Raw genomic sequence first — 13,719 nt, forward strand, 5'->3', positions numbered from 1 at the left:
GCTTAATTCTTTACTATTTCTTCTTTTTTTTCACCGGCGCCTCCGATACATACCCATTAAAACTAATCGCAGATCTGTCGTTGCTCGTCACCTGCAGAGAGGCATAGCCTTCGCTGGATACCGTTAAGTTCATGGATTGAACCGACCTGTTGTCTTTGGGTTTGATCGTTACATTCCAGCCATCCTTTTTTCCCGGAGTGGCAGTGTAATCGAACGATTTGGTTTTGAAATCCAGGGGCGATTTGTTGGAACCATAATCGGCCTGATAAGCTCTTCCAAAGAACGGCAGATAGCTGACCACTGAATCGCGGGTGACGGTGAGATTATAGTCTGGCGTGATGTATCTCATGCGGCCTCCCATCGGGAAGGCATTCTGCGCAACAAAGGTATAATTTTGCGCATCGATGAATGCTTTTATCTGAGCCGCTTTTTCTGCCTTTTTCTGTGCTTTGGTCTCCTGCGCAGACAGGCTGCCGGAAACAGTTACAACCATCAACAGGAGTAGGGCGGTTTTAAATAGAATGGACTTTTTCATAAACTGAATTTTTACATATAAAGAGGCGCGAATATCGTACCATAACAGCCGGCCGGTAATTTTGTTCAATATACAAATTTGCAGATGACGCAAATGACTTACTTTTAGGTGGCGATATAAAATATCGGAAACCGGAAACATGCCAAACCCTTATATTTCTCTACTGAAGACCGCCTGGAAGTATGCCCGCAAAGAGCGAAAAAAGTACCTCCTGATTTATACGATGTTCCTGCTGGCTAACCTGATCTTCTCTCTGAACCCGATATTGTTCGGATGGTTTATCGGCGCCATACAGAAAGATGCTGCTAACCTGCCCCGCAACACGCTGTTGTTTATGGGGGGCTATTTCGGGCTTCACCTGCTCGAATGGTGTTTTCATGGCCCGGCAAGGGTTATGGAAAGGAAACTGGCGTTTAACCTGAGCCGTAACTTTCTGCAGGAACGTTACCATCAGGCCCTGCACCTGCCGGTTAAATGGCATCAGGATAATCACAGCGGATCTACCATTAACCGCATCCGTAAAGCCTATGAAGCCCTGAAAGAATTTTTTGAGCATGGTTTTATGTACCTCCATGCGCTTTCAAAACTGGTATTTTCCATGCTGGCCATGCTCTACTTCTCACCACTTTATGGTGCCATTGGTATTGTGCTGGGCGTGCTTTGCATGTGGCTTGTGCTGAAATTTGATAAGCCCTTTATCAGAACACTGGATGAAATGAACGAGAGAGAGCATGTGGTATCGGCCACGCTGTTCGACAGTCTTTCCAATATCATGACAGTTATTACCCTCCGGCTGGAGAAGAGCATGGAAAAAGGCCTCCTGGGAAAGGTACAGCGGATATGGTCGCCCTTCAGAAAGAATACGGTCATCAATGAATGGAAATGGTTTGTAGCGGAAATGATGATCACACTGATTTATTGTGTGATTGCCGTGGGGTATATCTTCCAGCACTGGGTGCCGGGAGAAGTCTTTTATGTGGCCAGCCTGGTAACCCTCCTGGGTTATGTAAACCAATTCACCAGCGTATTTCAGGATGCCGCCTGGCAGTATACCGACATCGTCCAACATAATACCGCTGTTGAAACCGCCGGTAAGATCAGTGAAGCTTATAGTCAACATCACCGCCCGGATGCAGCACCAGAGATACCGGCCAGCTGGCAACAGATAACCATCAGCTCCCTGAGCTTCTCGCATCAGGCCGGACTGGACAATATCGATGCGGCTCATCGCCTGCACGGATTGCATCTCCGTATGATCAAAGGCAACCGGATTGCGCTGATCGGGGAAAGCGGCAGTGGTAAAAGTACCCTGCTGGCTATTCTTCGCGGATTATATGAACCCGAAGCAGGTGTGATGATGAAGATAGATAATCGCGAAATGCCCCTGGCTACGCTCAATGAGAGTGTTACACTCTTTCCGCAGGAGCCCGAAATATTTGAAAATACCATTGAGTATAATATCACCCTGGGATTGCCTTTTCCGGAAGATGACATACTGGAAGTTTGCAACAGCGCCCATTTCTCTGATGTGGTGAATTCGTTACCGCAGGGGCTCCAGTCGGATATCCGGGAGAAGGGAGTCAATCTTTCAGGTGGACAAAAACAACGCCTTGCCCTGGCAAGAGGTATACTGGCTGCCCGCAACAGCGAGGTGATTCTGCTGGATGAACCTACCAGCAGCGTGGATCCGAAAACCGAAACGATGATCTACGAAAAAATGTTTGCAGCCTTTTCAGATAAGGTCATAATATCCTCCATGCACCGCCTGCACCTGTTACCACGGTTCGATTATATTTATGTGCTGGCCAAAGGCCGCATTGTGGCAGAAGGAACTTTCCAGGAACTGCGGCACAGCAGCCCGGTATTCCAGGAGTTATGGAAACACCAGGAAAACAAATAGGTTTTTTTATTAATATTTTCTATCATTGCAGATCCGTTTTCATCCAGCGATAAGGTTCTATCCCGCCCATTACCTATGAAAGCGCTATGCAAAGAATTTCGCTGTCGGACCTGAAACGTAAGCTGCGAAGCAGTCAGCATCCTGATGAGATCATTACCTGGCTGGGCTATAACCTCTCGTTCTTTACACGCGATGAGCGTTCGGAACTGCTTTGCGATTTGCTCGAGTATCAGGAAATATTCTTTGAGGCGGCAGAATTGCTGATAGAAGAAGGCGGCGCGGATATCCATTATAAACGGGAAGGGATTATTCCTGCTATCTTCTGTGCAGTAGGCGCCAATAAGCCGCAGGCTGTGCTGTACCTGTTAAAGAAAGGGGCATCGCTCCGGATCAGTAACCCGGATTATCTTTTTGCCATCGCATATATCTTCAAACACCACCGGCTGGCTGCCATCACCGATCTGCTACTGATATTGATCGAACACAACATCCATTTTAATTTCGTGCTGGCCAGTCGGGATACTCCCCTGCTGCTGGCAACCCGGCATAACAACAACCGTGAAGTTGTGCAGTTCCTGCTGGCCGAGCAGGTAGATAAGTACGTGTATGATGAAGACGGGTTCACGGCCATTCACTATGTGCCATTTGCGAAAGCACCGGATTTGTATAAATACATGATCACCTGTATGGACGATATCCTGGTAAAAACCAAATTTGCTACCAGCATGGAACCGGTATTTGAATGTGTTATTCGGGTCAGCGAGGAAGTTACTTTTGAGGAGTTCATCTATGAAGCCCTGAATGCTTTCCTGGAAAACCGGCACCGTATGTACGACGATATCTTCGAAAAATACTACTACCGCCTGCATATGATTGCAGAACATATTTCCATGATCCGGGCCGATGCAGGAGAAGAGGTGAGATAAATAAAACGCAACAATGTTGCATTTTATTTATCTTTGCCGACATATAATATATCGATATGGAGAAATACGAAGTAATCATTACCGGGGGCAGCTATGCGGGTTTGGCTGCGGCAATGTCGCTCGGCAGGGCATTACGCCGGGTGCTGGTGATCGACAGTGGCCTGCCCTGCAACAGGCAAACCCCCTTTTCACATAATTTCCTCACCCAGGATGGTGTAGCCCCTGCAGCCATTGCGGCCGCCGGCCGGGCGCAGGTAGCGCAGTATCCCGGTATTTCATTCCTGCAGGGAATTGTAACAACGGGGCAACAAACCGATGAAGGGTTCCGCCTTACCACAGCAGATGGCAGGCAACTGGAGGCTCGGAAATTACTATTTGCCACAGGCATAAAAGACGAAATACCTTCATTGAAAGGCTTTGCGGAATGTTGGGGAATTTCAGTGCTTCACTGTCCGTACTGTCACGGTTATGAGGTAAGACAGCAGCCCACCGGGATCCTGGCCCGGGGCGACGATGCCTGGGAGATGGCGAAACTGATCAGCAACTGGACTGATCAGTTGACGATCTTCTCTAACGGACCAGCAGCGTTGTTGCCACAGCAACTGGAAAAACTGGCTGCCCGTAATATATCAGTCAATGAAAAACCGGTCAGCGAGATCCTGCATGAGAACGGCCGTATGAACACCCTGCTCTTCGATGACGGCAGCCGGCAGGCGCTGCATGCGCTCTATGCCAGGCCGGCCTTCCGGCAGCATTGCCCGGTTCCGGAAGCTTTGGGCTGTGAATTAACCGACTCCGGGCATATTAAAACAGATATCATGCAGGCTACCACAGTGCCCGGTATTTTTGCCGCCGGCGACGCCACCACTCCTATGCGCGCAGTGGCGGCAGCTGTGGCAGCCGGCACCATGGCCGGAGCAGCCATCAACAGGGCTTTACAGGAGGAAGATTTTAACAAATAATAATTGTGCTGCCCGTTCCGGTTGATTTAGTTGCATTAGCGAATAGTTGTATATATGGAAATGATTCCATATTTTGAGAAAACAGATTATTTACCAGTACCTAAATTAACCAAGAATGCTCACAACACTTACTATCCTTGCCGCACTGTTTTTTGTTGCGCATGTGTATTTATTATTCACATCTTTCGGAAAAAAGGGTTTTCAAAAACAAAAATACCTGTGGTCGCATATCACGTTGTGGATTACAGGTGCACTGGCCATGCTGATAGCGCTCCTCTTTGCGGGCAAAGGCGTTTCCGGTGTAATCGACGTATTTAATACCCCGGGGAAAGCCGCGCTGTTATTGGCTATCGCCCTGGTGCTGTCGGCCCTGGCGCATACCATCGTTAAACTGCTGGTCTTGCCGAAATACCAGAATGCAGCCTGACTAACGCCTTAGATTATACGAAAAATCCCCCGCTGCACCCGGGGGATCCTTTCTACAAAAAATGTTAAAGGTTCAAATTTTTCTTTTCCGATCCACAATATTCACTATATTTACGGCTGTTGATCCTGGTTTCTTACAACCGCCGGCGCTGACCGGCTAACGCAACACCTGCAATACTCCGCAGGTTCTGACAGATGACTACATCATAAGATAAAAATTGCGCGTTGAAATCATCTTCATAAGTAACAACTTTATTGGTACAAAAGAGAGACACATATTTTATGAACAAAAAGGATATCTGGAGATATAAATCTTTGGAGCAGCTGGAGAACAAGCATTGGGAAAACGAAACAGTGGAAATTTCGGCATTAATGCAAAAATGCCTTGCCCTGGTAAAAATACCTGTTGCCAAATTATCTGCCAGTGAATTGCGGTTACTGATCGGACAGGGCTTTAATCCTGCTTACCTGGTACCGTTGGCTCTTGAGATCCTGCAGCATGATATGCTGATAAATGCCGGGATGTATGCCGGCGATCTGTTGAAAACAGTATTGGATGTACCTGCCTCTTTTTGGGAAGCGCATCCTGACCTTCACAAACACCTGCTGGATATGATGCAGGAAAGAAGCGAAGAAATTGAAGCGGAAATTGATTTACCTGAATTCTGGCGGAACCATCCAGTCATGTAAGGAATCAGGTACCTGGCGCCTGTAGCAAGCAACCAGATACCTGTCACCAACCTGTTATCACAGTATTTCTTTCAACTTATTCACCAGGGCGTCTCCACGTAGGTTCTTTGCGATGATCTTACCCTCCGGATCCAGCAGGAAATTCTGTGGAATCCCGTTTACGCCGTACAGGCGGGCTGCTTCATTATTCCAGGCTTTCAGATCAGATACCTGAAGCCAATCAAGTTTATCGCTGGCAATTGCATGGAGCCAGTATTCTCGTTTTGAATCCAGGGATACCCCGAGGATAGAGAAACCTTTGTTTTTATACAGCTCAAATGCTTTGACCACGTTAGGATTTTCAGCCCTGCATGGCCCGCACCAGCTGGCCCAGAAGTCGATCAGCAGATACTTTCCCCTCAGGGAAGAAAGCCGTATTTCCCGGCCTGAAGTGTCGGCCTGTGCAAAATCAGGGGCTATCACTCCTATGGCTGTTGCCTTCCCGGTTTCAATTGCCCTGGCAAGGCGTTTCCCCTGCGGTGTTTCGCGGGTGGCGGCTGGCAGTTTACTGAAAGCTGCTTCTACCTGGCTGGCGTCGGCCTCATTCATCAGGGCTTCCGACAGCTGGCGCAAAGCAATTACCGATGCCGGACGTTCGTTGACAAAACGGATGACTGCCATATTTTTCTCCGCCTGCAATGCCATATAGCGCCTGGTGAACGCCTCCTGAGCGGAGCCACTCTCCCGCTCTGCTTCCGGCAAAGCACTGTTCTCCCGGATCAGCAGCTGTTGTTTTGTTTCTATTGGTTTCGTCGCAGCCTGTAGTTTTACATACTCCGCCTGCGCCTTACTGCCACTGATACGTGCCTGCTTTGCCGAATCCCGGGTTTCTATTTTAAGCCGGCCGTTTTCCAGGTAAAAGCCCTGGAAATCGCGCTGCCGGCTATAATCGTGCAGGTCGCTGCCGCTATGATCGAACAGCAGATAAGCCATCACCGGCGCATCTTTTACCTGGCCTTTAAAACTGAATTTTCCGTTCACTACTTCCGCCGAATCCAGCTTACGCTGCACATCGAGGAATACTTTCGCTGGCGGACGTTTGCCAGTTACCCGTCCTTCGATGGTAAATGTACTGTCTGATCCCTGCGCCAGTAATTGCGCAACAGGCAACAAACCTAGCAGCACCAATGCTTTTTTCATATCGTTGTTTATTTATTTTTATAAATGATATCGGCAATGCGTCCGAAACCGTTGAATTGCTTTTTGTACGTATTGCCTGCCAACTCGCCCGTGCCCGCCAGTTTGAAGTAATAGACGGTGCCATTGCTGCCGCTGTTCACCCCTACTGCCAGGAAGGAATTATCGTCGTCGCTGTTCCAGTCTTTCAGCATCCTGATCACCGGAACTGTTGACCCTGCCGGGAAATCGTAGAGTTTTCGTGCCTGATTAGCGCCAATATCGTACAGGTATAAGCTGTTACCTGCGGCGAAGTAAGTCAGTGGCAGTGTGCCCGAAATAGCAAAGGCAGTGGCCTGTTTCAGCTCCGTGGCTGCCACCTGCTGTGTAAATGCTCCGGGGGCATCATTGCTGTAGGTATTCAACCCGTACAAACGGATATTACCACCCGCTTCCCTGAAAAAGTGATAAGAAAGGTCCGGTCCCTGTTCCATATACATCAGATCGCCTTTGACATTGTTTACGTCAAATGCCGGATCTGGCTTCAGTTCTGTGAATGCTTCCATCGTTACGGAATTCGACAGCACCGGTATCTTCAGGAAACGGCCGTTCTTCTTGTCGTACACTGCTGAATAGCTGCCACCCGCAATAAATGGCGCTGCTTCATAATCGCCGATGTACGGCAATCCGTATTTTCCATTGTTCAGTGTAGATGCACCGAATACTTTTCCGCTGTTCACCAGGTAACGCTGGGTTCCATAATCGTTGATAGCCAGATACTGCGGAGATACGCGATCGGGCTTTGTGTAGAACATAGCGGTAGCATCCTGCAACAGATTGAATTCAGGATTGCGCACCTGCAGCAGGTTGTCTTCGGTTTGAATAAATAACTCATCTGCGCCGGAATAGGCGCCCAGCAAACGCAGGCGCGTCCCCTTTCCTTTAATCGCGGTACCGTTTACCAGCTCGTAGATCCTGCTGATCACGCTGTCTTCCCGGGTAATGATGTCCACGTCGGATATATTGTTCCGGTCGCTCAGCACCAGCCATCCCGATGCAAACGGGCTGCTGATCATCAGCTCAAAACGGCGGTAAGTGCTAACGCCCGTTGCCTTGTCTGTTACACGCAATATCACTACGTAAGGATACTGGCGTACAGCCTTTTCCAACCTGATTCGCAGTACTTTACTCCTGGAAATGATTTCTGGCTGAGCTGGCAGGGCTTCCATCGACTGAGTGGTAGGAAACATGCTCCACTGAAAGTCAAGCTCACTTTCTGTTCCTTTATCAACCGCCACTCCCGGGTTGATCACCAGGGAATCCATGTAAAACCGCTTCAGGTTTACCAGCGAATCGATCGTGATTTGTTTCAGGGGATGATAAGTGTAATTCCCCTTGTCTTTGTAACAGGATGCCAATCCTGATAGCAGCAACGATAGTATGATATATCTTTTCATTTCAGAGGGATTGTGATGTTGAATAATCTCAGGCCGGGAAGAATACCGTGTTACCTGTTTCCGGGTCCACAAGCGGGCCGTTGGCCTTTTCATACGCTGCCAGGGCCAGGGCCAGCTTCGTTTTCAGATACAACAGCTGTCCGTTACGGGTCATCTCCCAGGGAAAATCCGATATGTTAAGTGTATCGATGATGAACCTGTACTTGGTTTTGCTGTAGGCTCCAAAATAGGGTACCAGGTAAGATTCCCATGAATCGGGCTTAACAAGGATGTTACTGATGGTAAAAGTGATTTCTTTTCCGTTGGTATTAAGTCCGGCTTTATAGCTTTCTGTTTCCTCCAGCCGTACCACCAGCGTTACCGGAGTCACAGCGATTCCCGGCGTTCTTTTTACCACCAGCCGGAGGGAATCAAAGAACTTCCCTGCAGGCATGGCATAGTTATTCAGCAATTCGTAATCTGTTCCCTGTACTGCGGTAGATTTTTCTTTCACCACTGAAATGCGTGCAGCCAATGGTGATTTCAGCGTCATTCCGCTGTAGTTAAGCCGGAAGGCAATAGTATCTTTCTCCAGCTTACTTGGTTTTGTGGCGAATGAATAAGTTAAGGAAGCAATGCTGAAATACATACGTGGATTGTCGTTATATACCGTCAATTCACTTTTGCTGCAGGCGGCCAGCATCAGGCACACCATGCCGTGTAATAACCACTTCTTCATATAAATATTTTTATCGTAGATCAATTTCATTATCTGGTAACGGCAACGCATATACTTTTTCAGGTGTTACCGTTTTGTCGCCTATTCTGTTAAGGTTCATCCGCTTGCAGTAAAAGAAATACTGTCCTTCGCTGAAGAATTCTTTCTGATACTCCTTCCGGATCTCTTCCTGGACTTGCACCGTATTAAGGCCGGCAGGCAGGTTCACAACGCCCCGGTTATAACGCACGGTGTTCAGATAGCCCGCAGCTGTTGCTGGGTCAGCTGTGCACTCTGCTACGATATAATACATTTCCGTGATCCGGATCAGGGGTATCAGATAGCGGAAGGGAAGGTTATATTTGGAATTATCGTCCTGCCAGTATTTGATATGATACTGGAAGCCCGACTGATCCTTGAACAGGTAAACATACCGGTAATCTGTACTTCCCCCGGTAGCAGTTTCAAATACGCGTTGTGTAACGCTTTTATCGTTCTTCAGTTCGTATTGTGCTTTGCCACTGGTATAGGTCTCATCTTCATGAAACTTGAAATACTGATCTACCCAGTTTTTCATATTATTCACCTGTAAGTTGAATAAATGTTCCTGCGAAAACGTATAGTCGGTACGGTTATTAATCTGGCGGGGAGTAATCCAGGTGATCTTCGCCGCATCAATTACTTCCTTTGCATATTTATATGCGTTTGGTTTGTCACCTTTATAGAGATAAACCCTTGCCAGTATTGCTTTCACCGCCAGGTAGTTCATGCGGCCTACTCTGTTTTTCATAAACGCGCTGCCATCGTCGACACCGCCGTTCACCGGATCGTTCTTCTCCAGCAGCGGAAGTGCCTCCAGCAGATCTGTCAGTACTTTATCGGTTACTTCGCTGGTGGAAGAAATGGCAGTGGGCTTCTGCGTCACTTCCGTCACATAAGGAATGGCCTGTTTACCGGCGCCCGTTATATACGACGGGCCAAACATCCTGACGAGGTCGAAATGCATTAATGCTCTCAGTCCCAGCGCTTCGCCCCGGATCAGGTCATGACGTTGTGTGGTGAGTACCTTTTTATTCAACTCCAGGTAGCGTAACAGGTTATTATCGTTTACCAGCGCGCTGTACATGGCACGCCATATGTCGGCAATGTGCGCTTTCACGGTAGCATTCTGGTAAAGGAACTGAGCATCATCTTTAAATACGTGGTAATAATCGGCTGGTCGATACCGCTGCGCCAGTACATCCAGGAAGCTCATCGTCAGGTAATCACCGTATAGCGGGCGGCTGACCAGTTTGGCATACACACCCGTAAGTGCATCTTCAAATCCGCCAGGAGTGGTAAAGAACTCATCCTCCCGTATCTGAGAACGCGGACTTACCTCCAGCCACTTCTTACAACCGGATGTTATGAGCAGCAGCAATATGATAACAGGAACGTATAAACGAAATTTCATAATACCTTTATTAGCAGATTAAAACTGTGTTTTCAATGAGAAAGAAAAAGAACGGGCAAAAGGGTAATCCAGGCCTCTCTCCTGCGCTACAGTCGATAAGCGGAATACTTCATTCATATAGAGTGTCAACCGCAGGTTCTGCATACGCAGGAAGCTGATCTGCTGCCGGGTGAAGTCGTATGAAAGGGAAACCGATTCGAGCGACAAAGTATTCTCATCCTGTACGAAGCGGGAAGAAGGTTTCGTTTTTTCCCTGCTGGCCACATTTTTGAAGAACGTAACATCCCCCGGGTTGCGCCAGCGTTGCTCAAACACCCGCCTGTCGACGTTATAGGCAACATCTGCATTCTCCACGCGATCGAGCAGTGTAGCGTTGAATATCTGGCCGCCATAACGGTAGCGCATCAACGCATTCAGGTTAAAACCTTTATAGCCAACGAAAGTACCGAAGGTGCCTTCATACTTCGGGTCCATGTTACCCATTGCCTGTTTATCAGCAGCTATCCACTGATTGGTAACGGTTCCATTGGCGCGTTGAAAGAGCTCTTTACCAGTGCCCGGATCTATGCCGAGCGAAGGCACCACCCAGATGGTGTTCAGGCCGTAGCCATCTACCAGCAGGGTAACCGGTCCTGTTTGAGGTTTGGTATTCTGATCTGCATTGAACTTGCGGAAACGATCCGCAATATTGGTGATCACTGTGCGGTTGCGTACTGCGGAAGCATTGATGCTCCAATAAATATTCTGCCGCTCGTTGCGTATAATCATATAGCGCAGATACAGTTCCAGGCCATTGCCTTTCAGTTCGCCAAAGTTGGTTTTGTTCATCTCGAATCCAACGGAAGGAGGTGTGCTGATATCAGCGATGGCATTTTTTGTGACGTCGTGGTAATAGTTGAACTCTATATTCAGGCGGTTCCGGAACAGGGCCATATCCGCACCGATATTGGCAGACAACCGATTCTGCCAGCTCAGATCCCGGTTGCCGAGCGACATCATATAAGCGCCCAGCAAATCGTAGTAGTAAACGTCGTTGAAATAATTATAGGTAGCCAGTGCCTGGTAAGCGGGTACATTCAATGATCCCCTGGCTCCATAGCTGGCCCTTAGTTTCAGCAGGTTGATATTTTTGCTGTTGCGCAGGAAGTCTTCCTTATGCATGTTCCAGCCAATCCCGGCCGACCAGAATTCGCCGAATCGTTTATCGGCGCCGAACTGCGATGATCCATCGATACGATAGGAAAGATCCAGCAGATACTTCTGGTAATACGCATAGTTGACGTTAGCGAGCACGCCTACTCTGCGGGTAACGGATTCGCTCCCTGTTGGGTGCCCGTCTTTTTCATACTGTTTGGCAAACCAGCTGGCATCCATGCGATCGTTCGGGAATCCTTCCACCTTATAGCCGTTGAAATCATCGTTGCTGCCTGCCAGGTTAAAACCTGCAGATGCGTATAACGATGATCCGTTTACGGCACGGCCATAGTTCATTGTAACGCTGGATTCATAGTTCATCTTATTCCCATTCTGGATAGCGTAGGAACCGCGGCGGGCCTTATCTTCCAGACTATAATCAGAAAATGCAGTATGCTCTGCCGGCAGGAATTGTTCAGCACTGTTCGTTTGCTTCATCAGGCTGAAATTACCGATCAGGCGAAGTGGTTTCATAATCTGCCACTCCACGGAGAAGTTGTTGATGAACTCTGTATAGTTACTCTGGTCCTTTACGAACAGCGTACCATTATACATGGGGTTGGCAACACCATTATCCAGCGTTTTCTTCATGTGCCCTTCCTCATCGTACATGCTGTAATAAGGATTGATCAGCCCAAACTGTGAGAAGCTGCCATAAGGCGAATTGGTGGATTTATTATAGTTCACCGTCAGCGAGTTTCTGAAGCGTAACGCCTTATATTGATAGGCCAGCGACACTTCGCCGGAATAGTTGCTCCTTCCGGAGCCTTTCATTACTCCCTGTTCATTTCCGGCAGCCAGTTGCAGTCCATATCTTACGTAATCATCTCCCCCTTCTGCATATAATGAGTGACGGTCGTAAATACCAGTACGCACGGGCTGCGACAGCCAATAGGTATTTACACCACGCCGTACATTGGTCAGCCGCTGATTGTACAGCTCTTCGAGTCGCTGTGCTTCTTTTGTATCAGGGTACGGAATATAAAAATCAGGTCCGTTAGTAACGTAGGTATACAGGCCTGCATCTTTTTCCAGCTGTAATTTTTCGTTTGCATCCAGCAGATTATACACTGTAAGATCGGGCGCCGATACTTTAAAGTCGTTGGTATAACTGAGTCGCAGTCTTCCTTTCTCAGGTCGCAGCGTTTCGATCACCAATACGCCGTTAGCACCACGGGAGCCATAGATAGCAGTAGCAGAGGCATCTTTCAGCAATGTAACCGTAGCGATGCGGTTCATGTCGAGGTCGAAGATGCGTTGCAGCGAAGCTTCAAAGCCGTCCAGTATAAAGAGCGGCAGATTAGGGCTGGAGCTATAATCCCCTTTCATATTGGGAAAGCTGGAAGCGCCGCGCACCTGTATATCCGGCAGCCGGTTGGGGTCGGAACCGAATTGAAGGTTGTCGGGCATTTTGAAAGAAGGGTCCAATGCTTTCAATGCTTCGAGCACATTTTTATTACTCACCTGTTTCAGTTGTTCGGCAGTAATAGTAGTAGCTGCGCCGGTGAAGCTGGAAGCAGGCCGTTTGAAAACCCCGGCATTTACTTCCACCTGTTGAATCTGGCTGACGTTCTTCTTTAGCACCACTGCCAGTATACCGTCCGGTTTTATGTGCACTTTCTGAGCGATGTACCCGATGCTGGATACGAGCAGGTGTGCACCGGCTTCCGGCGGCAGGTTCAGCGAGAAGTTACCGGCTGCATTTGTACTGACACCTACGGAGGTGCCGGGAACAGCCACAGTAGCACCTGGAATGGGGTCGCCGTTTTCCTCGCTTACCGTACCACGTACGAGGCGGCGCGGCGCCGTTGTATCCGGCCGTTGCAAAGATTGCACTGCTGCCACCTGCTGTACTGCCGGCACATCCTGAACAATGTTTTCCGAAGCCACCATGCCATGTTTGGCAGGTATTGTTTCGGCAGGCGCCTGCACAATCGCATATTGTTTGTCGTCTACTTTAATAAAACGCAGATTTGTACCGGCGGTTACTTCCTTCAATACCGCCTCCACTGTGGCCATATGTGCCGGAGGCCTTATGTATGGCTGGTTTTCGACCATACTGGTTTCATATACCAGCCGTATTTTATAGTATCCTGAAATTTCCTCCAGGGTGTTACGGAATGTTTTTCCTGTTTTCGTCTGCAAATAGTCGGTTGGTGGAGAAAAAATGGTTGGTTGGTTGGCTTTGACATCTACAGTAATAAGAAGAAATAGCATTCCCGCAGACAGCACCGGCAAACGGTGCCGCCTACACGAAAATATCATTTTCATGTTACGAATTTTGGTTAATAAAAGATGGTTAGTTTATAGCGCCATGCGCATTT

General features: G+C 48.3%; 11 protein-coding genes. 5 read left to right on the plus strand and 6 right to left on the minus strand.

Annotated features, from left to right (window positions below; genetic code table 11):
- Positions 1–13 precede the first annotated feature (13 nt).
- The gene (locus tag UNH61_RS18000) at positions 14–535 is read right to left on the minus strand and encodes a DUF4251 domain-containing protein (protein WP_326993368.1); all 522 of its coding nucleotides are present in this window, start codon (positions 533–535) and stop codon (positions 14–16) included.
- A 139-nt stretch (positions 536–674) separates the two neighbouring features.
- Between UNH61_RS18000 and UNH61_RS18005 the strand changes: the two genes are divergently transcribed.
- The 5 genes from UNH61_RS18005 (at position 675) to UNH61_RS18025 (ending at position 5,439) form a co-directional block, all read left to right on the plus strand.
- The gene (locus tag UNH61_RS18005) at positions 675–2,435 is read left to right on the plus strand and encodes an ABC transporter ATP-binding protein (protein ID WP_326993369.1); all 1,761 of its coding nucleotides are present in this window, start codon (positions 675–677) and stop codon (positions 2,433–2,435) included.
- Between the two features lie 86 nt (positions 2,436–2,521).
- Positions 2,522–3,361, plus strand: a complete 840-nt coding sequence (locus tag UNH61_RS18010; RefSeq protein WP_326993370.1) for a hypothetical protein — start codon at positions 2,522–2,524, stop codon at positions 3,359–3,361.
- A 56-nt stretch (positions 3,362–3,417) separates the two neighbouring features.
- The gene (locus tag UNH61_RS18015) at positions 3,418–4,323 is read left to right on the plus strand and encodes an NAD(P)/FAD-dependent oxidoreductase (RefSeq protein WP_326993371.1); all 906 of its coding nucleotides are present in this window, start codon (positions 3,418–3,420) and stop codon (positions 4,321–4,323) included.
- A gap of 115 nt (positions 4,324–4,438) precedes the next feature.
- Positions 4,439–4,750 (plus strand): hypothetical protein, encoded by a 312-nt coding sequence (locus UNH61_RS18020; RefSeq protein WP_326993372.1) that lies wholly within the window; start codon positions 4,439–4,441, stop codon positions 4,748–4,750.
- Positions 4,751–5,031: 281 nt separating this feature from the next.
- Positions 5,032–5,439 (plus strand): contact-dependent growth inhibition system immunity protein, encoded by a 408-nt coding sequence (locus tag UNH61_RS18025; protein ID WP_326993373.1) that lies wholly within the window; start codon positions 5,032–5,034, stop codon positions 5,437–5,439.
- 57 nt (positions 5,440–5,496) lie between these two features.
- Here UNH61_RS18025 and UNH61_RS18030 read toward each other — a convergent pair whose 3' ends face one another.
- From UNH61_RS18030 to UNH61_RS18050, 5 genes are read right to left on the minus strand one after another with little or no spacing between them, the layout of a single operon-like run.
- On the minus strand, positions 5,497–6,618 hold the full coding sequence (locus UNH61_RS18030) for a TlpA disulfide reductase family protein (RefSeq protein WP_326993374.1): 1,122 nt from the start codon (positions 6,616–6,618) through the stop codon (positions 5,497–5,499).
- An 8-nt stretch (positions 6,619–6,626) separates the two neighbouring features.
- The gene (locus tag UNH61_RS18035) at positions 6,627–8,051 is read right to left on the minus strand and encodes a PKD-like family lipoprotein (protein WP_326993375.1); all 1,425 of its coding nucleotides are present in this window, start codon (positions 8,049–8,051) and stop codon (positions 6,627–6,629) included.
- A 28-nt stretch (positions 8,052–8,079) separates the two neighbouring features.
- Positions 8,080–8,769 (minus strand): DUF4843 domain-containing protein, encoded by a 690-nt coding sequence (locus UNH61_RS18040; protein WP_326993376.1) that lies wholly within the window; start codon positions 8,767–8,769, stop codon positions 8,080–8,082.
- 10 nt (positions 8,770–8,779) lie between these two features.
- Positions 8,780–10,201, minus strand: coding sequence for a RagB/SusD family nutrient uptake outer membrane protein (locus UNH61_RS18045; protein ID WP_326993377.1), 1,422 nt, complete (start codon positions 10,199–10,201; stop codon positions 8,780–8,782).
- 18 nt (positions 10,202–10,219) lie between these two features.
- Entirely contained in the window at positions 10,220–13,666 is a 3,447-nt protein-coding gene (locus tag UNH61_RS18050; protein WP_326993378.1) for a SusC/RagA family TonB-linked outer membrane protein, read from the minus strand.
- Positions 13,667–13,719: the final 53 nt, after the last annotated feature.

Origin of the sequence: Chitinophaga sp. 180180018-3, assembly GCF_037893185.1 — a bacterium.
Taxonomy (GTDB): domain Bacteria; phylum Bacteroidota; class Bacteroidia; order Chitinophagales; family Chitinophagaceae; genus Chitinophaga.